The organism is Ruminococcus sp. Marseille-P6503, assembly GCF_900604945.1.
In the GTDB taxonomy this organism is placed as follows: Bacteria; Bacillota; Clostridia; order Oscillospirales; family Ruminococcaceae; genus FB2012.
The window spans coordinates 148,358-168,105 of the sequence record NZ_UWPB01000002.1 but is presented as its reverse complement, the minus strand read 5'-3'; the positions used below and the strand labels follow the sequence as shown (position 1 = coordinate 168,105).

The following is a 19,748-nucleotide window of genomic DNA, read 5'->3' as shown; positions in this document are numbered from 1 at the left end:
AAGACGGACTTGCCGACGCTCTGGAGCATATTGCGAAAGACTCGACGGGTCATTCGGAGTGCGTAGTGACCGAAAGCCTGTACGTCGCCGAGGAATTTCAGAGCCGGGTAGATTCCGCCTGCGTATATGTAAACTGCTCCACGCGCTTTACCGACGGGGAGGAGTTCGGCTTGGGCGCGGAGGTAGGAATATCAACCCAGAAGCTTCACGCCAGAGGTCCAATGGGCTTAAAGGAGCTTACCACCACAAAATTCCTTATCAACGGCAGCGGTCAGATAAGGTCCTAGCCCTGACGCAGCGACAGCTGCTTTCGCTTTTTATGCTCTTATAAACAAGAACGGATCGCTTTGATTATACAAAACCGTAATTGAAGCTCTTTGCGCTTGGGCTGAACAAGCGGGGAAATAGAGAAACGGAGAAATCACAAAGGAACAATACGACCAATAGAGTTACCGCTATCCTTAACCTGACGCCGCACAGCGATGGGCGAAAGCGTCTTCACGGAAACTCAGCGGCGCAATGATTAAAGCGTTTAAAGGATAAACTGAAATAATTTCAGATGGGCAGGTAATCATAGTGGCAAAATATGAAATGAAGTATATGTTTGACTGGGGTTCAGGGACCTGCGTTTGGAGTATCAACGATAATGCAAACGACAGATACGGCTATCCTGTTATGATTGACGATTTGCCTATAAGTCAAGAACTGAAGGACGACCTTGAAACTGTAATTGAAAAGCACGATGAAGCTCTGGATTGGTCTGATCCGGCAGGAGATCTATTATGGGATCAAGAGCAAATCGAGCAGTTCACGCAAAAAGCGGTTTGTCTTTATAATCGATTATGTAATGAGTTAGACTCGGATTACAAAATTATCTTATGGAAGCATTGCTTGATATAAAATTGAAACAGACGCAAAAAGGCATTACCGACTGCATAAGTCAGTAATGCCTTTTTATAATTTATTAAGATGATTGTACTCGCAAACCACTTGAAACACACAATAAATGCATTTCGCGGTCTGCAAATTGCCCTTAATTACATGGTGCTAGAACCATGTATATAAATCATTAATAAAGAAAATATCAATTCGCTACTCACCATCATTCTAATCAACAAATTGGGAAGTTGTCATTTGTATTATTACCTACAATGCCGTTATCCAAAAGCATATGGCTGAAATTGCAGAAAAGGGTGTCATTACAAGCTTTTCTTTTTTGCTTTTGGAAATAAAATTAATAACTGTATTAAATGAGAGATATATTGCCATAACAATACAGATTATTTTTGTTATATTATCCGAAAACCATAATGGTATAAATCCTCCCATTTGCAAAATTATAACTACAAAAAATATTTGTAAAACAAGTTGTCCTACCAAAATAATTCTTAATCCCTTTGGAAAAATCTTATACTGTCCGCCCATTGTCAACTCCCCTAAAGGTAAACCACAAATTATGAGAATTGATAAGACAATTACTACCGAAAAAACGCTTGCTCCAATTATCGCTACCACTCTTTAAACTCCATAAATCACTGATTTAACAGCCTAATATTTGACAAAGCTGGCTTATGTCGTTTACCGAAAAAGTCTGCCCGTACTTATTCCCCGACTTCTTTCTGTCAACCAATGCAGTCTTAATTCCAAGTTGAGATGGAGCGATAATATCCTCTTCAGAGGAATCACCGACATATAGAACTTCCTCCGGGGAATAGCCGCACTCGTTCAGAATTGTTAGATAGAATTTTGGATTTGGTTTATACGCCGTTAAGCCTTCCGAGGTGTAGATTTTTCCGAAAACAAGCCCGTTATAATCAAAATTTTGAAGAAGCGGTTCTGTGTCAGTATTTGAGGCAATGATAACCTCATATTCTTTTGATAATCTCTTGATTGCTCCGGAAACCTCTGGATAAACAGCGCGGTTATAAAGGCTCTCCAACATAATTTTGACATCTTCCTGATAATCTCCTGCTATTCCATAAACTGAATACAACTCTGACAAATCTTTTATAAAGATTTCCCTCTCGGTCAAAAAGAGGGGTTGGCGCATCCGTTTTTTATGCAGTTGCTTCCATTCAGCATAAAATGCTTGAGGTTCAATTTCAGAATGGTTTTTCGATAAAATGCTTTCCACAGCATTGATTGATCCCGTTCCCGTAGAAATCAGTGTTCCATAAACATCAAAAAAAACAGCCTTAATTTTCATGTCCTCATCTATTTTCATCAAATCCCGATAGATTTAACCTCATAAAATGAAATTAAACAACCTACTTGCAATTAACTTTCTTGTACTCCTTAGATACTATTCCCACTCAATAGTTGCCGGCGGCTTTGTAGTTATATCATACACTACCCTGTTGATGTTCTTAACCTCGTTTACAATACGGCTTGAGCAGGTTTCGAGGACCTCGTACGGGATACGGGCGAAATCAGCAGTCATAAAGTCGGTCGTAGTAACGCCTCTGAGCGCAAGGGTATAATCATAGGTTCTGAAATCTCCCATTACGCCTACCGAACGCATATCGGTAAGCACCGCAAAATACTGATGTATCGAACGGTCAAGTCCGGCCTTTGCGATCTCCTCACGGAATATCCAGTCGGCGTCCTTAAGAATTTCAAGCTTTTCGTCCGTTATCTCGCCTATGATCCTTATTGCAAGTCCGGGTCCAGGAAAGGGCTGACGCCACACAAGGGTTTCCGACAGCCCCAGCTCCTGTCCCAGCTTTCTTGTTTCGTCCTTGAACAGCATTCTCAGCGGCTCGATTATCTCCTTGAAATCAACGTAATCAGGAAGTCCGCCTACGTTGTGGTGCGACTTGATTACCGCCGCGTCGCCCGAACCGGATTCTATAACGTCAGGGTAAATCGTTCCCTGAGCCAGAAAATCAACCTTTCCGAGCTTCTTGGCTTCAGACTCGAAAACCCTGATAAATTCTTCGCCGATAGTCTTTCGTTTGGTTTCAGGATCGGAAACGCCTCTCAGCTTATCCATAAACCTGTCCTTGGCGTTGACCCTAACAAAATTAATGTCCCAGTCCTTAAACGCGGCCTCTACCTCGTCTCCCTCATTTTTGCGCATAAATCCGTGGTCTACAAAAATACAGGTCAGCTGTCTGCCTACCGCCTTTGAAAGCAGCGCCGCCAGCACTGAGCTGTCTACTCCGCCGGACAGAGCAAGAAGAACCTTTCCGTTTCCTACCTTTTCGCGGATCTGCCTGATCGCGGTTTCGGCATAGTTTTCCATAGTCCAGTCGCCTTTGCAGCCGCAGACATTTTTCAGGAAGCTGTCCAGCATTCCGAGTCCATACTGGGTATGATTGACTTCGGGGTGGAACTGAACCGCGTAAAGCTTTCTTTCCTCGTTAGCCATAGCGGCGACAGGACAGCCGGCAGAATGAGCCACGATTTTAAAGCCCTCGGGAACCTCGGATATATAATCGGTGTGGCTCATCCAGGAAACCGCCTTTTCAGGCATATCCTCGACCGCGCCGAAAAGCGCGCAGGATCTATCATAACAGGTTTCCGTCTTGCCGTATTCGGAGGTTACGCAGTTCGCGACCTTTCCGCCCAGCATATGGGCCATCAGCTGGGAACCGTAGCATATTCCCAGTACGGGAATGCCAAGCTCAAAAATTCTCCTGTCAACGCTAGGAGCAGCTTCACCGTAAACGCTGTTGGGTCCTCCGGTAAAAATAATGCCGCTGGGAGCAAGCCGCTCTATTTCGTCGATCGTTACCTTGTTATAGGGCTTGACCTCGCAGTAAACATTACATTCGCGGACGCGGCGGGCAATAAGCTGATTGTACTGACCTCCGAAATCCAGAATAAGAATATGCTGATGTTCCATAGGCTTTAACTCATTCCTTTTCTAAAAAATATATAATAAATTATACCATGCTCCGGCTGTATTTGCAATAGCCGCGGCTGATTTTACAGGTAAATTTTTTTGCATACATAAAGGCAATACCGCACCGCCGCTGCCCCGCGGCATTTATATGCAGTATTGCCTTTTTGTAAATTCTCGGTAAGCCGAGGGTACTCATGCCTCGGCTTTTTTCAGTATTCCGATTATCTGCACCACCGCGTCGTGAAACTTTTCCATATCCTCATCGGAAATTCCGTTGAACTGATCCAACAGATCTCCCATTATTTCAGCCTTGGTCTTTTCAATAAAATCGTCTGCCTTTTCAGTAAGACGGATATTGATTATACGTCTGTTGCTGTTGTCCTGCATCCGTTCAATAAAGCCTTTTTCAACAAGCTGCGCCACAGCACGGGTTGCCTGCTCGTTGCTCGTATTGATCTTTGAAGCAAGCTGCGACATTGTAAGCTTTTCCTCGATGGCAAGCGCCAGCAGTATTATCTGCTGAGTTCTGGTTATCCCATATTTACGCTTATCAAAGGTATCAAAAACAAGCTTCCTGCAAAGCGGATACAGCTCATACATTGCGCCTATACAAGCAGTTCTTGTTTTGTTGTTCATATAAGATCGGCTCCTGTTGTTATGTAATATACATCTAATATTATAACACTCCTATGCCAAAAGTCAAGTCTTTGCCCATTTTCTACGTTTTTTTCGGCTATGCCGCAGAGCTGTCAGTCCGCAGGAGCTGACGGCAAGGCTATAGACATAAAACGATTTGACGGCAGAGGTTTTGATTCCTCAGGCAGCCGCCGCTTTTTATACAGGGAGCTTTTATTTTTCATATTATGGCTCTGCTGCGACACGATTCTACATTATTTTTATTATAAGGGTTATTTTTGGATTAAATCCAAATTATGTTGACATATAGCGGAACTTATGGTATAATAGGAGTAAATTAGAATTTATTAAAATATAATACTGGGATTTATATATTAAATAACGCTGAAATTTGCTGTAAAACTTTTGCTTTCGGCGTTTTAAAAAGGGGTGAGTCCGATGAAGAATAAAAAACTGCACAAAATTATCTCGCTTAATTTGTGCGGTTATACGAAATAAGCTTAACGGCATAAAAAACCATTGCTCGAAATACTATATTATAGTATAATTGGAAAGGAAAAATAAAGCTATGAAAAACATAAAAAAATACGTTAAAACTATTTTATCAGCAGGCATTATCATGAGCGTTTTCGCAATCAACGCAAGCGCGAATACCTTGCTGACAAAGCGGGTGGACGCTGTTCACAACGGAACCTCAGGCTCAGCTTATTCGTCCTATGTAGCTGTAAATACTACGGTTTTCGACGGAACCAAGCTTTATTGGACGGCCTCTGTCACAAATAAGCCCAGTTCTTCAACATACAAGAGCGCCGCTGCAAGCTGGAAGCTTTATAAGAATACCCAGCTGTTTTCTAATATCGGTTCGGCTTCCAATATTTCAGTAGGCAATACAACGTCAAGCGGAACGGTTTCCAGATTTATAGGCACCGGAAACAAAACATACGGACGCTTGAATAATATGTACAGGTTTTATATAAATGTTACCTGTCCCCCTGCTTACAAGTATATTACTACGTTTAATGCCGGAGGCGTTTTCTACGGAACATAATCAAAACGCTGTGCTCCGGTTCAAAAGGAGAAATGTTTATGCAGGATCTCAGAGAAATCATGGAATTTGTGTCGTCCCTTTTTAAGGGACGGCAGATCGATATTATAACCGGCGGCGCGTTCAAGGCTATATTTCTTGTCCTTTGCCTTGCGGTTGTCCTTCCTGTAGGTATCAGGAAAAAATACAGAACGGCGCGTATTCTGCTGATCATCCTTTCGGTATTTTCATACCTGACTTATTTTTCATATACATATATGCCCTTGCCGTTGGGACCCGCTGACGTAGAATACAACTTCGACAGCGTCAATCTTGTTTTGCAGCAGATGTGGCCGCCGCTGTTTGATATTGATTTTTTCAGAGATTTTTCCCTTGTAATTAACATATATCTTAAACCGTTCGCGCTTATGCTCGCGTTTTCGTTTATATGTACCGTAACCTTCAGAAAACTCAGAAAACCGGCCTTTTTTGCTGTTTTTGCCGTATCGGCAGTTGCTTTTGAAATCGTGTACGTCCTCGTCTGCAATTTTATTTCCGGAGGACTGAAGTATATTTACGACCTTACGCTGCCGTTCGCGGAGCTTTTCGCATTGATCGTCGGATATCTCCTTGCAAGGCTGCTGATATATCTTAACAGGGATACTGTCGATAAAATTTTCGCGGCTAAAAAAACCGCGATAAAAGAAAACGTAATATGATGGAGCAAAATAAGGGAGCAAAATGCGTTACATAAAATTCTTATTGTCAGAAACCTTTTCTGAATATAAAAAAACTCCGCTGCTGACCATAACGGCGTTTTTTACTCTGACCGTATGCTTTTTCAGCGTTTTTGTCAGTCTCAGAGTGCTTCAGAAAAATGTTGTCATATACCGTGATATCGAGCTGGCAAAGCGTACTTATTCCAATATTCTTGCAGTATCAGGCGACGACGGGGCTTCAGGCGCGGCGCTTGAGGATACCGTCCGAATGATCACATCGGAGCTTAACGGAAAAATAACCGGCTGTACTTTCAGTTACAGCGATGACAGCTTCCTGCTTCGCATAAAGGATTTCGGAGATATGCCGGGAATAACGCTCTACCCTGTTTCCGGCAGCGGTTCGTTTGAGCAGTTTGAAAATCGTATAATCGAGGGCAGAGGCTTCAGCGAAAATGAGCTGGAGGGTTCCGAGCCTGTAATAATCGTAGAAAAAAATCTTATGTATAACGGAAGCGAGATTTCAGTCGGGGATACGGTGACTCTGGGAGGAAAAGAGTTCAAGATCATAGGCATAGGAGGCGTTACTTCCGCGCCATTCGGAAGTATTGCACAGCTGAACGAAGCCGTTTCGATGAACGCCGACAAAATCGTCCTGCCGGACAGCGATAAGGATACGCAGGCCGAGCTGAAAGAAATACTGAAAACGGACGAGGAGCTGCTGTCGGATTATGAGCGGTCGGAGAACGATAACAGCAGAATACATACCGACCAGATCCTCATATCCGTTATGATCGCAGCGCTGGGAGGCATTATAACGATCACTCTTTTCAAGCAGATATTGAGAGAACAGCTTTCAAGAATCGCTCTTCTTAAAATCTGCGGCTGTCCCGATAAATGCGTCGCCGCCCTGCTTGTAACGGAAATAGTCTTTTACGAGCTGATCTCATTTGCCGCTGCCGCCGTAGGCTTCAGGCTTTGCGACGGGTTACTAAAAAAATGCTATCTTCCCAACGCGGTAAGCTTTTCGGCGCAGGCGGAGGTTCTTGTCATCGCGCTTGTGATGATAACCGCTTTTAATATGCCGTCAATAATCAAGGTGTCAAAAGTAAAGCCTTCCCGAATTGAAGTAAGGAGGTAGACGTCATGAAAAGATATTTGCCGCTTGTGCTTGACAGACTGAGAAACAACGTTGTGCTTTCGGTGATTCTCTGCATACAGTTTCTTATCATGATTTGCTGCGCCGCGATCTGCTTCGGCGAGCTGGAATTAACACGGCTGAAGCATAAAATGTACGAGGAAAGCAATCTGTCTGAATTTTATTATGTAGCCATGACCGACGACGAGGAGGCTTCGGAAAAAATAAAAAAGGCCGTTTCGGAATCTGGCGCTGAGCTTATGACCTTTGATACGATAAACGGCTATGACTCGTTTACAAATATCACTTTCTATTCAAAATCTGTATTTGACAGCGTAGACATTCATCTTTCAAAGGGGGAAATGATAGACTTTGACAGGGACTATAACGGAAGCGTTCCCTGTCTGGTTTCCTCCGAGGCCGCAAAAAAATACAAGGTCGGAGGTACATATACGATAGAGAACGAATACGGCGCTGTCGGAAGCTTTTACGTTTGCGGCACGGTAAAAAACGATTTGTTTCTGAGCGAAACCTACAGCGGATTTTTCTACGATACGACGATGATAATCGCCTATGACAAAGATAATATTATAAATAAAACCAATAACAGCCTCGGGCATTTTGAAATGATAAACACACAGGGTATAGACGGGTTTGAAGAAAAATATTCCGCCTTTATAGATAATCTGTATTTTCAGCCTTACGACTATTTCTATCAGAGCTTTCAGAAGCTTGAGCAAGAAAAAATAATGCCTTTTGTCGTGCTTGCCGTAACGTTTTTCGGGCTTTCCCTGACAGGACTTGTTTCCTACGGCGTCGTGTCCGCCAGATTTACCAAAAGACAGAACGGAATATTCTGCCTGTGCGGAGCCAAAACGCGAACGATCGCGGCAATTTCGTTTATGACGGTTCTTGCGCTGGTGATGATTCCGGCTGTTGTTTCGATACCAGTGATATTAAGAATCAAAACCGGTACCAATATAGGCGAAACAACGCTGATAAACGCCAACGGGTATTTTCTTTCCGTAGCAATATGCGCCGCTGTGCTTGCCGTGTCCGCCGTGGTTTCCGTTGCACAGATAAACAGAAAAAGAATAATAGAATCGGTAAAAGATTTTTAATTCGGAGGAGCAGAATGATAAAACTGGAGAACATAACGAAAATATATAACCAAGGAAGCCGAGCCGCCGTAAATGCTCTTAACGGAATAGACCTTGAGGTAAGCGACGGTGAACTGCTTTCGGTGATCGGAAGATCAGGCTCGGGAAAATCCACTCTGCTTAATATTATCGGCTGTATCGACACGCCTACGGAAGGAAGGTATTTTCTTGACGGCGAGGAAATATCGAAGCTCAGCTCTTCAAAGGTTTCGCGTATCCTTAACAGAAAGATAGGCTTTGTGCTTCAGGATTTCGGCCTGATGCTGGACAGGACGGTATATCAGAATTTGTCCTATCCGCTTATATTCAATTCCTCGTTAAAACAAAGCGAATTCAGGCAGCGCATAATGAAGGCTCTGGAGCTGGCGGGACTGCCGCTTCACGGCAATCCCAAGTGCGGGGAGCTTTCCGGCGGACAAAAGCAGAGAGTCGCGATAGCCAGAGCGATAATAAACGAACCGTCAGTTATACTTGCCGACGAGCCTACCGGCGCTCTGGACTCAAAGACGTCGGAGGAAATAATGAAGCTTTTTAAAACGCTTAACGATGAAGGCAGAACTGTTATAATCGTTACGCACGACCGAAATGTTGCCGCTCAGTGCAATAAAATTATTGAGATATCAGACGGCAGAATTATATAAATATGATTTTTTCCAATGGAAATAAGGGCATATGTTGAAAGGGACGGGTCGCTGCAGTTTTTACACTGCGGCGGCTCGTTTCGCGTTTTGCTGATTTTAATTCGGAGCAAAGCCCGATGTGAGCTCGCGGGGTATCAGCTGCGACGAAGCAACCTGCGCCAAACGCTGTCTTTTGACAGCGAAGAGCTTATAGCTTCTCAGACTTTCAGTAGGGGAATCCCCCCTACTGAAAGTCTGAATTGACCCCGCCGCCTTAGAGAGGCGAACGCCTTCTAAAGAAGGCGGGGGACATAGGCGCTAGGTTATAAATGTTTTCGCCTCCTGACAAATCAAATGAATACAGATTAATACAATTATATAGACCGCTAATAATTTTAGCATAAATTAGCTTGATTTGCATTGAAAACGAATACAAAATTAACTGAAAGTTTCGCTATCGTTTTCGTAAAAACTTAAATAAAATTATAGCATAGCCCCATAAAATCGCTTTTGTTTATGACATTTCAACAAAAACTTTTCTGAAATATTAGATATTTATACGAAATATATTTAAGTAAACGTTTTACAAAAATATTTTTATTGACATTCTAAATTAATGATTATATAATTTGCTTGTAAACAAAATTAATACCGGTATTAACAAGCTTTAAAACCTGAATTAAGCAAAAGGAGTTTTTATGGTGCAGACAAAAACATCTTACGGCAGATGCGCAAAGGTATTTGCGGCAGTTATTTTTGCTGTCGTAATTTGCATGGGCTTTTTTGATTTTTCAAAAGCAAATGCGGCGTCGTCCGGATTCTATGTAAGCGGAACCTCGATATGCGACGCTAACGGAAACGCGTTTGTTATGCGCGGCGTAAACATTGCTCACGCGTGGTATTCCGACAAGACTGAGGAATCAATCAGAGGCGCGGCCGACCTGGGAGCAAACACAGTAAGGATCGTGCTTTCAAACGGAGCGCAGTATTCAAAAACAAGTTCTTCGGAAGTACAGAATATCATCAATATGTGCAAATCGAATAATGTGGTTTGCATACTTGAGGTTCACGACGCGACCGGAAGCGACAACACCTACGATCTGGACAGGTGCGTGGATTACTGGATCGAAATGAAGAACGTACTGAGCGGCAGCGAGAAGTATGTGATCGTGAATATCGCCAACGAATGGTACGGTTCATGGAACGGCTCCCCGTGGGCGGAAGGCTATAAATCAGCTATACAGAAATTAAGAAACGCGGGAATTTCAAATATGCTGATGGTCGATTCGGCAGGCTGGGGACAGTATCCGGATTCGATCAAGGATTACGGCAGGTCGGTGTTCAATGCCGATCCGGATAAAAATACGGTTTTCTCCATTCATATGTACGAGTACGCAGGCGGAACCTCGTCTGCGGTAAAAAGCAATATTGACAACGCGCTGGGAATCGGCGTTCCTGTAGTGATCGGTGAATTCGGCGCGCAGCACTCCAACGGCGACGTTGACGAAGCAAGCATTATGAGCTACTGCACTCAGAAGAACGTCGGCTATCTCGGCTGGTCGTGGAAGGGCAACAATTCTGATCTGAGCTACCTTGACATTGCAAACAGCTGGGACGGATCAAGCCTTTCAAGCTGGGGAAATACGCTTTTTAACGGTACAAACGGCATTAAGTCAACCTCAAAAACCTGTTCTGTATACAGCGGGTCTTCAGGCTCAGGCTCCTCGTCGTCCGGATCGTCAGGATCTTCCGGAACTACCACCGACCAATACGGCGGCGTTTGGGGACTTGACGGAACATACTGCATAAAGAGCGTACACAGCGGAAAATACCTTGATGTATATTACGGCAAGGCGGATAACGGAACAAACATACAGCAGCACTCCAAAAACGGTACGGACGCGCAGAAGTTCAAGCTTGTAAGCGACGGAAACGGCTACTATACAATTTTTACCGCGGCGTCAGGTTACAGAAGCTGTCTTGACGTTTACAACTGGAGCAGGGAAAACGGAGCGAATATCAATCAGTGGGAATATCACGGCGGCGACTGCCAGAAATTCCAATTTGTAAAGATCGGCGACGCGTATGCGATAAAGACCAAGATCACCGACTGCTATTCCTGTCTTGACGTTTACAACTGGAGCACTGCGGACGGCGGAAATATCGCTCAGTGGGAATACTGGGGCGGAAACTGTCAGCTGTGGTACCTCGAGCCGGTATCTGAGTCTTCGTCGTCAGGTTCCTCCTCGTCGGGTTCGGAATCCTCCGGCGACAGCTATACGTCCCTGTTCTGGGGCGAATCGAGCGCAGGCGCATGGCAGCAGGCGGCTTCGGTGATGACGTCAAAGAACGGCGGAAGCTTTAATGCGGCTGACATCAGATCCAACGGATATTTCTATGTGGAATATTCCGGCACGCAGAATCAGGTGGAATTTATTCTCCAGAGCTGGTCCGGCGGCGCGGAATGGGCCAAGGTACAGCCGAGCGAAACCGGAACGGCTAACGGTCATTACTACGCTAAATATTCCTATGACAACTGCAAGGCTGCATTCGGCAGCTCCGATTTCAGCGGAAAGCTTGACCAGATCCATGCGGGCGCGGCAAACAGCGGAATCACCGTTTATTCCGTATGCTACTGCTACTATTGATAAGCACGAACCGCAGGCGAATTAACGCCTGCGGTTATTTTAAAACTTCGCGTTAGACGCGGGGTTCAGTGGAGCTTTAGCGATGAGACGTTAACAAAAACCTCCATATGATAAAATAAAACTACGGTCTGGCCAACTGTAGAGACAAAAGAGGAGATACAAAACAATGATAACAGACGAGGAAATTTATAAAATCTATTTTTTGCTACCTGATGATTTAAAAGAAAAGTTTCTTATATATTTGAAAAGCTTAAAAAATGATTAGTTTTCGTCTTGTAATGTTTTAAACATTTTGTAGGCTAGCATTTTCTTTTCATCAGATAACTTTGAAACAATTTCAATAACTTCTTTATCAACCGCTGTCAGCTCTATGCCTTCAGCGGTTTTTTCTTTGCCTGTAAGCAGAAAATCTGTTGATACTTCAAAGTAATCTGCTATTTTTTGAATTATCGCACCATTTGGAATACTTCCTTTTTTCCATGCTGTTCCTTGTTCCTGACTGCAAGCATAGCCTTGTTACCGCCCTACTTTATGACAATATTAATATCTTTTTTTACTATTATGCTTGCTATAGTTATTATTAAATTTGTAGTTTAAAGGGGTTGGTTATGTGAATTTCTTTGACAATATAAAAGCTATTTTCAACGGTATTTCATATATTTTAGGTCACAGAATAATTTTAGGTTCATTTTCTTTAAGCCTTGGCTCTATATTTATTGGTATATTGATTATTTACGCAAGCTGCACTTTGCTAAATTTTTTGTTTGAGAAAGGCGGTGACTAGTTTTGTTGGCTATATTAAAAATCTTTCTTTTTGGAATGTTTCTTGTTTTATTGTATTCCGCTTTGGTTGGCACTTTAAAATTTATAAAGGATTTACATGATTTTAAGCAGGAAAAGCAATTCAGCGGAAACAGAGAACAGCTTATAAAGCAATTAATGTTCGAGGAAGAGTGGAAAAGGTCTTTTAAAGATATTGACTTGAAAAACATATTGAAAGACGGTGATTATAATGTTTATTGATGAAAAAAATCCTGTAATCATGCTTTTAAAAATTTTAGGCTGTGATTTAACGGCAATATCAGAAATCAGTACATGGAAAGAAATGTGTATACTAGGTTTTGAATTTCTGTTTGCTTGCTTTATTCTTTATTGGTTTTTTAAGATGTTTTATAACCTTATGATTCGTTTTATGTCTGGAAAGTGGGTGTAACTTTTGATTCTTTTCGATTATTATAAACTTCTTCCTCGGTTTATTATGTATCACACCTATGACCGTTTAGAATACGCTTATTTTAACCTTAAAATGCTTTTTAATGGTTGGGGTATACATCTCTTTACGGGTCGTTTCGGAGCAGGCAAAACAAGCCTTATGATGATTAAAGCGTATGACTTATGTGTCCGATATCCTCAGCTTAGTATTTTAACTAACATCAAAATAAAGAATTTTCCTGCGCATACTGAAATCTTAGAATTAAATACGGCTCAGGATATATTAAACGCTCCGCAAAACTGTTTAGTATTGATAGATGAAATAGGCACTATATTTAACAGCCGTGATTTCTCAGGCGGTAAAAAAGCTGTTCCTAAGCCATTGTTTCAACACCTTTGTCAGTGTCGTAAACGCAGAATGATGATTTATGCTACTGTTCAGCGTTTTAATCTTTTAGATAAACAAATTCGTGATATTACCGCTACGGTAACGGCTTGTTCCTGCCATTTTCAGCACCCTTTTTCAAGATTGCTTACTGGTTATACTTATGATATTGAAGAGTATGAGATGTGGAATGAAAATCATACTTATATACCCAGAGCTATGTATAATGAAAGCTATATACAGACTAATCAGGACAGACAACTGTATGATACTTCAGAACTTGTACAAGGTATGTTGAATAAAGAATATTTGTCAGATGATGAGATACTTAATAACAGAGGTATTACAAATAATGACTTAACACCATTGGATAAAAAACAGAATAAGAGCATAAGAAAGAGGACAAGAATATAAATAACCGTCTGCACTGGTTGCCCTTGGGCAACGTGCAGACGGTTATCTTTTTGGGTCATATTTTTGGTCATACTTTCTTTATTTTTGGTCATATAAATGCATTTTTAAAACATTTGTTTTAATGCTGATAGATTAATAAAAAGCCTATTTTACGCCATTTGCGCAAAATAGGCTTTTATCTTCTGGCGCGGATTGAGAGATTTGAACTCTCGCGCCCCTTTCGAGACCTACTCCCTTAGCAGGGGAGCCCCTTCACCACTTGGGTAAATCCGCATGACGAATATATAATAAAACAGCGGAAAGCCTCCGCGAAAAAAATGGCGGACAGGGTGGGATTCGAACCCACGGTACGTTGCCGTATCACCGGTTTTCAAGACCGGCTCCTTAAACCACTCGGACACCTGTCCAGATAACTTGCAAGCTGAACAAAAACACTTACTGTTTTACCTGCGACTTTAATATTTTAGCATATTTTTTACTGCTTGTCAAGTGCTTTTTTTAAAATTGTTACAGCCGCCGGCTTACATCAAAAAACAGTTGATTCCGCTTGACATCTGCCGCAAAATATGCTATAGTATTTCAGTACCCTTGAGGGAGTAGTCAGCAGGCCTTGCTACGACGGTCTGCGGTAATGTCGACACAATGATTTTTTAATCCGGTATTATCTGAAAAGACGAGACTCACGGGCAGCGTTTCCGCGTTGCCTGTGAGCCTTTTTATTTTGACTGAGGAGAGAGATTTTTATGGGAATTGCCGAGCTTTTTATTCTGGCTGCAGGGCTTTCTATGGACGCGTTTGCAGTTTCAGTGTGCAAGGGGCTGGCGCTGAAAAACGTTCGGGCAGCGCATATGCTTTTGGCTGGGCTGTGGTTCGGGGGATTTCAGGCGCTTATGCCTGCGATAGGGTATTTTCTGGGAGTAAGCTTCAGTGAGAAAATACAACAGTTCGACCATTGGATAGCGTTTGTGCTGCTTTGCTTTATAGGCGCAAATATGATAAAAGAGTCCGTGAGCGGCAGCGCGGACGGCGCGGACGCCTCAATGAAGCCGAAAAATATGTTTTTGCTTGCCGTTGCTACAAGCATAGACGCTCTCGCGGTGGGAGTTACGTTCGCGTTTTTAAAAATCAGCATAGCGCCTGCGGTTTCGCTGATAGGCGCAGTAACCTTTGCTTTTTCAGCCTTGGGAATAAAGATAGGCAGTATTTTCGGAACAAAATATAAGTCGAAGGCTGAGCTTGCAGGCGGCGTTATTTTGATCCTGCTGGGTGCAAAAATCCTTATAGAGCACCTGTTTCTTTCGTGATAAAGTTTTGAGCCTGTTTAAATACTGCGCGTCAAGGTGTTTGGTATCGCCTGTTATTTTTGCCGCTTCTGAAATTGTTCGTAGCGCCGTGATTCGACTTGATTTTCATTGCACATGGTGCTATAATTAGAAAAACAGAATAATTGATAAAAAAATAAAGGACGTTATTTATGGATTATAATAAAGACGAGCTCGGACAGAATACAGATCAGACAAATAGTGAAGCTCCGCTTGGATCCGCGCCGATTCCTCAGGCGCGCCGCAGAACGGTTCAACAGATAAGACGGGACAGAATGCAGGCGATTGCCGTTATGATCGTTTTCGGACTGATCGTTGCGGCTTCTGTGATTTATTTTGTCACTTCGGGAAATAATAACGATGACGGCGGCTCGACGGTTAAAACCGACAGCGACCGTACCTCCTCCGGCGTATCGTCGGAAATCAGCTCGGCAGCGCCGGAGAAAGATTCCTCGATAAAAGACAGCCGATCTGAGGAGGAAAGCCGATCCGAAATAAAAGAAGCTGAAGGTCACGAGGTTGAAGTGATTGACGGAAGAACCTATATAGACGGGATACTGATAGTAAACAAAACCTACAGTATTCCCCGAACCTATGCGCCCGGAATGGACAGCGCCGCTGAGGAAGCGTTTTATAATATGGCGGGCGACGCTTATGCCGACGGGATAGTGCTTTATATCTGCTCAGGCTACCGCAGCTACGACGAACAGGAGCAGCTTTATAATTCCTATGCCGCTGAAAGAGGAGTAGAGGAGGCGGACGAGGTTTCCTCCCGTCCGGGTCATTCGGAGCACCAGAGCGGACTTTGCATGGACGTAAATACAACGGAATTCAGCTTCGAGGGTACGCCGGAGGCGATCTGGCTGGAGGAGCACTGTGCGGACTACGGGTTTATTATAAGATTCCCAAAGGGAAAGGAAAGTATAACCGGGTACGCCTATGAGCCGTGGCATATAAGATATGTAGGCGAAGCCGCCGCAAAGGAGATAACCGCTCAGGACATCTGCCTGGAGGAGTATCTTGACGTAACCTCGGACTATGCAAACGCGCAGGACGCTCAGAGCTGACGTTTTATTCGTCAGAATTTCTGGCGGCTTTGCATATCACCAGCTTCTTTTGTGTAATTTGCGTAAATAATCATCAAAAATTTATTAAAAAAGCAGAATTTTTTATTTGTTTTATCATAATCATTGACAAAAATGCATATGTGTTATACAATAAAAGTGTCCTGAATGTTAAGTTCTTATTTGTTTTTATAAAATAACGAGCTTTTTTGTCACAAGGGGCAGTGAAAAATTATAAGGGGAACTGCCCTTTCGGGCAAAGCCGCCGCACTGAGCGTTCGTTCAAAAGTGCAGGCGGCTTTAATAAAATAAAAAATTGAAAAAACTCTGAAAGAAATTACCTCTAATATTAAAAAAAACAACTCACATAATAATAAAGCAAACCCGATAAATTATTGAAAAGGAGTTGTACAAAATGAAAGGAATTACTACTGAGCAGGGAAGACAGACACTCGAAAAATTCAAGATGGAAGCTGCTAACGAAGTTGGCGTAAACCTCAAGCAGGGTTACAACGGAGACCTTACTGCCCGTGAAGTAGGTTCTGTAGGCGGTCAGATGGTCAAGAAAATGATCGACGCTTATAAGACTGGAACAGCAAAATAATAAAAGTCAGCTCAGGCGGCTGAAAAATGCCGATGAACGACTTTGCAGAACGGTCAGGAGAGATCCTGACCGTTCTTGTTATATAGTATGTAAAAAGCAATTTATAAAAGAAAATTAACAGAAAAGCGATTTTCTGTCCGGAGTAACATTTCAGGTCTGAGGTCATATGATAATATATAACCGTAAATTTTGATATTGAGGGGTATTTTATGAGAAGATCATGCGCCTGTAGCCGACAGGAAATAATCAATAGATTTCGTAAGCTCTGGTCACAGCACGTTTACTGGACCCGTTTTTTCATAATCAGCACCGCGGAGGACTTGCCTGATTTAAAATATGTTACCCACAGGCTGCTTGAAAATCCGGGAGATTTTGCAAAGGCTTTGAAAATATTCTACAGCGAAAAAATTGCCGGCGAGTTTAAAAAACTGCTGACCGAGCATTTGGAGATCGGCGGAGAGCTGGTGAATGCCGACAAGGATATGAACGCCGCAAAGGCCGACGAGCTGAGAAAAAAGTGGTATGCCAATGCGGACGAAATTGCCGAATTTCTTGCTGTTATCAATCCTAACTGGAACGAGCGGAAATGGCGGAATATGATGTACAGTCACCTGGGCATGACTGAAAAGGAAGCGGGTTTAAGACTGAAAAAGGAGTATCCGAAGGATATAGAAATGTTTGATTCTATAGAAAAAGAAGCGTTTGAAATGGCAGACTATATGGCGTCGGGAATTATACGGCAGTTCTGCTGCAATTGATCCTATGAGATCGTCTGCTGGACATCATGCTGCAAAATAAAACGCAAGCATGGCGGCTGCACTTTAACCAACCTGTGCAGCCGCCATGCTTTACGTTATGAGTCTTTTTATTGTTTGATACTGCCGGAGCATTATTATCGCTACAGCTCAACTATAGCCTTCATCGGACAGGCGTCCCTGCAGGTTCCGCAGCCGACGCAAAGCTTATAATCTATTACCGCATGATTGTTTTTTACCGAGATCGCTCCGTTAGGACATTTTTTGGCGCATATTCCGCAGCCTATACAGCCTCCGCTGCATATTTTTCTTGTGATCTTTCCCAGATCGGCGGAGGAACAGGCGACTTCTATTTTCTGCTTCTTAGGGCGGACTACGATCAGACTGTTGGGACATTCCTTTACGCAGAGTCCGCAGCCTATACATTTGGAGGAATCGACAACGGCGATCCTATTTACAATGGAAATAGCGTTTTGTGGGCATACTCTTACGCAGTCGCCGTATCCGAGGCAGCCGCTGGTACAGGTTTTTGAGCCGTTATAAAATCTGTTGCACGCCGCGCATGACTGGATTCCGTCGAAATCATATTTGTGAGTGGTCGCGTTGCAGTCGCCCTTGCACCGTACAAAAGCGGTTTCGGGCACTACCTCCTCGGCGGTCTTTCCCATTATCTCAGCCAGCTTGGCGGCGGATTCCGCTCCTCCCGGCTTGCACATATTGCAGGGAGCGTCCTTGTTTACTACCGCGTCCGCGTAATCGTTGCAGCCGGAGTATCCGCAGGCTCCGCAGTTTACCTGCGGCAGAGCCTCCTGAGCCGCCTCTAAACGCTCGTCAGTCTTGACGGCGAAGGCTTTTGAAGCGGCGGTAAGCAAAACTCCCGCAATAACGCCCAGTACAGCAAAAAGCGCTATTGGTATTATATATTCCAAGTTAATCCTCCTTTTCGTTGCTATTTTATTTTTTGAGTTCAGGATAGTATCATTTTTATACGGTTTGTACGGTTGACTTCAGACAGACCAGAGTCACAATCAAGGGTGTAAATAAATGCGTGGGGATATTGCTTTCTCAGCTTTGCGGTCACGCCTCTTACACAGGAATGGCTTACAAGACAGCCGAAAGGCACTGCCGCTATGGCTCTTGTGCAGCCGTTTTTGAGAGCTTCGGAAATTTCCGCTTCAATCAGCCAGCCGTCGCCCATCGTTTCTCCGTAACAGCGCGACTGGCTAAGCTTTTTAAGCTTTGTATATTCTGTAATGGGGTCAAACCCGTTATCGGTCAGCGCTTTGTTCATAAGCTTCTGTATGTAAACCATGAATTTAATCAGCAGCGGAGCGAATAATCCTGACGGAGTTATCCGGCCGTATAGCTTTATTTCTGTCGTACAGCAGTCTGCAAGATACATTACATATTGCGCGAAGCCGCCTATACGGAGCTCGCAGCTCTGTTGTCTTAAAATATCCTCCAGACCTCCGTTACCCAGCGCGCAGTATTTGATATAAAGCTCGCCTGCAAGGCAAACCTTTTTTACATTCCTCTGAATACGGGGTATTTTTGAAAAGCTCAGGCAGATTTTACCGAAGATGATTTTCATATCAGAAACCGACAGCCATTTTTTTGCGGAAAGCTGTATTGAAATTTTCCTCTTCCAGCTTTCGGTAAGCCTAAGCGTCTGACCTTTGTTTGCTTCGTAAGGAGAAACCTCATTATACAGCCGCATAAGCAGATCGCCGTAGAAAACAGCGGCACAGGCGGTAATTACCATTATCGGAGTGATACTGAATCCGCTGTGACGTTCGACTCCGCTTACATTCAGCGAAATTACCGGTATGTATTCAAAGCCGGCTTTTTTCAAAGCTTTTCTCAGCAGATAAATATAACTGCAGGCCCGGCAGCCTCCTCCCGTCTGGGGGAGCAGCAGAGCGGTTTTACGCGTATCATAGCTGCCGCTTTTCAGCGCGGTTATAAATTGCCCGATAATCAGATTTGCAGGAAAACAAATGTCGTTGTTTGTATGCTCGAGCCCCTCCGAGATTATGCGGTTAAGCGTTTTGGGTGAAGAAGCGCTTTCAAGCGCCTCGGCTTTGTATCCGCCCGCGCGAAACGCTTCTACGATAAGCGGGAAATGAAAATCAAGCATTGAGGGAATTAGAATCGTATGAGTTTTACGCATCGGCGGCGTAAATTCGGCATATTGGCTTTTCAT

At 43.4% G+C, this 19,748-nt stretch carries 20 protein-coding genes, 2 tRNA genes and 1 pseudogene; 15 read left to right on the top strand and 8 right to left on the bottom strand.

Annotation, left to right across the window (positions count from 1 at the left end; genetic code table 11):
- Positions 1–2: 2 nt before the first annotated feature.
- Both proA and EIH25_RS06840 read left to right on the top strand, forming a co-directional pair.
- A pseudogene (gene proA, locus EIH25_RS06845) lies at positions 3–287 on the top strand (gamma-glutamyl-phosphate reductase); the annotation flags it as partial.
- Positions 288–576: 289 nt separating this feature from the next.
- Positions 577–900 carry a hypothetical protein gene (locus EIH25_RS06840; RefSeq protein ID WP_124100022.1) on the top strand — a complete coding sequence of 108 codons (324 nt, stop codon included), beginning with the start codon at positions 577–579 and terminating at the stop codon, positions 898–900.
- A gap of 246 nt (positions 901–1,146) precedes the next feature.
- Here EIH25_RS06840 and EIH25_RS06835 read toward each other — a convergent pair whose 3' ends face one another.
- The 4 genes from EIH25_RS06835 to EIH25_RS06820 all read right to left on the bottom strand — a co-directional run bounded on the left by EIH25_RS06835 (position 1,147) and on the right by EIH25_RS06820 (position 4,483).
- Complete coding sequence (locus EIH25_RS06835; RefSeq protein WP_124100020.1) at positions 1,147–1,515, bottom strand: hypothetical protein; 369 nt, start codon at positions 1,513–1,515, stop codon at positions 1,147–1,149.
- Positions 1,516–1,540: 25 nt separating this feature from the next.
- A complete protein-coding gene (locus tag EIH25_RS06830; RefSeq protein WP_124100018.1) occupies positions 1,541–2,224 on the bottom strand; it encodes an HAD family hydrolase in 684 nt (227 codons plus the stop codon).
- Between the two features lie 78 nt (positions 2,225–2,302).
- Positions 2,303–3,847 (bottom strand): glutamine-hydrolyzing GMP synthase, encoded by a 1,545-nt coding sequence (gene guaA / locus EIH25_RS06825; protein WP_124100016.1) that lies wholly within the window; start codon positions 3,845–3,847, stop codon positions 2,303–2,305.
- 192 nt (positions 3,848–4,039) lie between these two features.
- Entirely contained in the window at positions 4,040–4,483 is a 444-nt protein-coding gene (locus EIH25_RS06820) for a MarR family transcriptional regulator (protein ID WP_124100014.1), read from the bottom strand.
- Positions 4,484–5,051: 568 nt separating this feature from the next.
- Here EIH25_RS06820 and EIH25_RS06815 point away from each other — a divergent pair.
- From EIH25_RS06815 to EIH25_RS06775, 9 genes are all read left to right on the top strand, one after another.
- Positions 5,052–5,531 carry a hypothetical protein gene (locus EIH25_RS06815; protein ID WP_124100012.1) on the top strand — a complete coding sequence of 160 codons (480 nt, stop codon included), beginning with the start codon at positions 5,052–5,054 and terminating at the stop codon, positions 5,529–5,531.
- Between the two features lie 38 nt (positions 5,532–5,569).
- Positions 5,570–6,226, top strand: coding sequence for a hypothetical protein (locus EIH25_RS06810; protein ID WP_124100010.1), 657 nt, complete (start codon positions 5,570–5,572; stop codon positions 6,224–6,226).
- Between the two features lie 22 nt (positions 6,227–6,248).
- Positions 6,249–7,364 carry an ABC transporter permease gene (locus EIH25_RS06805; protein WP_124100008.1) on the top strand — a complete coding sequence of 372 codons (1,116 nt, stop codon included), beginning with the start codon at positions 6,249–6,251 and terminating at the stop codon, positions 7,362–7,364.
- 5 nt (positions 7,365–7,369) lie between these two features.
- The gene (locus EIH25_RS06800; RefSeq protein ID WP_124100006.1) at positions 7,370–8,482 is read left to right on the top strand and encodes a hypothetical protein; all 1,113 of its coding nucleotides are present in this window, start codon (positions 7,370–7,372) and stop codon (positions 8,480–8,482) included.
- Positions 8,483–8,496: 14 nt separating this feature from the next.
- A complete protein-coding gene (locus EIH25_RS06795; RefSeq protein ID WP_124100004.1) occupies positions 8,497–9,162 on the top strand; it encodes an ABC transporter ATP-binding protein in 666 nt (221 codons plus the stop codon).
- Between the two features lie 677 nt (positions 9,163–9,839).
- On the top strand, positions 9,840–11,789 hold the full coding sequence (locus EIH25_RS06790) for a cellulase family glycosylhydrolase (protein ID WP_124100001.1): 1,950 nt from the start codon (positions 9,840–9,842) through the stop codon (positions 11,787–11,789).
- A gap of 789 nt (positions 11,790–12,578) precedes the next feature.
- Positions 12,579–12,812 (top strand): hypothetical protein, encoded by a 234-nt coding sequence (locus tag EIH25_RS06785; protein ID WP_124099999.1) that lies wholly within the window; start codon positions 12,579–12,581, stop codon positions 12,810–12,812.
- Positions 12,802–13,002 (top strand): hypothetical protein, encoded by a 201-nt coding sequence (locus EIH25_RS06780; RefSeq protein ID WP_124099997.1) that lies wholly within the window; start codon positions 12,802–12,804, stop codon positions 13,000–13,002. Before EIH25_RS06785 ends, EIH25_RS06780 begins: the two co-directional genes overlap by 11 nt.
- 3 nt (positions 13,003–13,005) lie before the next feature.
- Positions 13,006–13,800, top strand: coding sequence for a zonular occludens toxin domain-containing protein (locus tag EIH25_RS06775; RefSeq protein ID WP_124099995.1), 795 nt, complete (start codon positions 13,006–13,008; stop codon positions 13,798–13,800).
- Between the two features lie 183 nt (positions 13,801–13,983).
- On the opposite strand, the gene EIH25_RS06770 is transcribed toward EIH25_RS06775, so the two are convergent.
- Both EIH25_RS06770 and EIH25_RS06765 read right to left on the bottom strand, forming a co-directional pair.
- Positions 13,984–14,073, bottom strand: a tRNA-Ser gene (locus EIH25_RS06770).
- A gap of 45 nt (positions 14,074–14,118) precedes the next feature.
- Positions 14,119–14,207: transfer RNA gene (locus EIH25_RS06765), tRNA-Ser, on the bottom strand.
- 336 nt (positions 14,208–14,543) lie between these two features.
- Between EIH25_RS06765 and EIH25_RS06760 the strand changes: the two genes are divergently transcribed.
- The 4 genes from EIH25_RS06760 (at position 14,544) to EIH25_RS06745 (ending at position 17,548) form a co-directional block, all read left to right on the top strand.
- Positions 14,544–15,104 carry a manganese efflux pump MntP family protein gene (locus EIH25_RS06760; RefSeq protein ID WP_124099993.1) on the top strand — a complete coding sequence of 187 codons (561 nt, stop codon included), beginning with the start codon at positions 14,544–14,546 and terminating at the stop codon, positions 15,102–15,104.
- Positions 15,105–15,274: 170 nt separating this feature from the next.
- Positions 15,275–16,189: a M15 family metallopeptidase gene (locus tag EIH25_RS06755; RefSeq protein WP_124099990.1), complete on the top strand. Its 915-nt coding sequence runs from the start codon at positions 15,275–15,277 to the stop codon at positions 16,187–16,189.
- Positions 16,190–16,601: 412 nt separating this feature from the next.
- Positions 16,602–16,790, top strand: a complete 189-nt coding sequence (locus tag EIH25_RS06750) for an alpha/beta-type small acid-soluble spore protein (protein ID WP_124099988.1) — start codon at positions 16,602–16,604, stop codon at positions 16,788–16,790.
- 209 nt (positions 16,791–16,999) lie between these two features.
- A complete protein-coding gene (locus EIH25_RS06745) occupies positions 17,000–17,548 on the top strand; it encodes an acetylglutamate kinase (protein ID WP_124099986.1) in 549 nt (182 codons plus the stop codon).
- Positions 17,549–17,688: 140 nt separating this feature from the next.
- Here EIH25_RS06745 and EIH25_RS06740 read toward each other — a convergent pair whose 3' ends face one another.
- Together EIH25_RS06740 and EIH25_RS06735 are read right to left on the bottom strand one after the other, a co-directional pair.
- Positions 17,689–18,474 carry an RnfABCDGE type electron transport complex subunit B gene (locus tag EIH25_RS06740; protein ID WP_243113109.1) on the bottom strand — a complete coding sequence of 262 codons (786 nt, stop codon included), beginning with the start codon at positions 18,472–18,474 and terminating at the stop codon, positions 17,689–17,691.
- A 38-nt stretch (positions 18,475–18,512) separates the two neighbouring features.
- Entirely contained in the window at positions 18,513–19,748 is a 1,236-nt protein-coding gene (locus EIH25_RS06735) for a 2-hydroxyacyl-CoA dehydratase (RefSeq protein WP_124099982.1), read from the bottom strand.

Bases quoted from the DNA above. Each gene is read 5' to 3' on its own strand.
- EIH25_RS06810 (WP_124100010.1), top strand. From the start codon at position 5,570: ATGCAGGATCTCAGAGAAATCATGGAATTTGTGTCGTCCCTTTTTAAG.
- guaA (WP_124100016.1), bottom strand. From the start codon at position 3,847: ATGGAACATCAGCATATTCTTATTCTGGATTTCGGAGGTCAGTACAAT.
- EIH25_RS06790 (WP_124100001.1), top strand. From the start codon at position 9,840: ATGGTGCAGACAAAAACATCTTACGGCAGATGCGCAAAGGTATTTGCG.
- EIH25_RS06760 (WP_124099993.1), top strand. From the start codon at position 14,544: ATGGGAATTGCCGAGCTTTTTATTCTGGCTGCAGGGCTTTCTATGGAC.
- EIH25_RS06735 (WP_124099982.1), bottom strand. From the start codon at position 19,748: ATGAAAAGCCAATATGCCGAATTTACGCCGCCGATGCGTAAAACTCAT.
- EIH25_RS06780 (WP_124099997.1), top strand. From the start codon at position 12,802: ATGTTTATTGATGAAAAAAATCCTGTAATCATGCTTTTAAAAATTTTA.
- EIH25_RS06800 (WP_124100006.1), top strand. From the start codon at position 7,370: ATGAAAAGATATTTGCCGCTTGTGCTTGACAGACTGAGAAACAACGTT.
- EIH25_RS06815 (WP_124100012.1), top strand. From the start codon at position 5,052: ATGAAAAACATAAAAAAATACGTTAAAACTATTTTATCAGCAGGCATT.
- EIH25_RS06805 (WP_124100008.1), top strand. From the start codon at position 6,249: ATGCGTTACATAAAATTCTTATTGTCAGAAACCTTTTCTGAATATAAA.
- EIH25_RS06745 (WP_124099986.1), top strand. From the start codon at position 17,000: ATGAGAAGATCATGCGCCTGTAGCCGACAGGAAATAATCAATAGATTT.
- EIH25_RS06830 (WP_124100018.1), bottom strand. From the start codon at position 2,224: ATGAAAATAGATGAGGACATGAAAATTAAGGCTGTTTTTTTTGATGTT.
- EIH25_RS06750 (WP_124099988.1), top strand. From the start codon at position 16,602: ATGAAAGGAATTACTACTGAGCAGGGAAGACAGACACTCGAAAAATTC.
- EIH25_RS06755 (WP_124099990.1), top strand. From the start codon at position 15,275: ATGGATTATAATAAAGACGAGCTCGGACAGAATACAGATCAGACAAAT.
- EIH25_RS06820 (WP_124100014.1), bottom strand. From the start codon at position 4,483: ATGAACAACAAAACAAGAACTGCTTGTATAGGCGCAATGTATGAGCTG.
- EIH25_RS06795 (WP_124100004.1), top strand. From the start codon at position 8,497: ATGATAAAACTGGAGAACATAACGAAAATATATAACCAAGGAAGCCGA.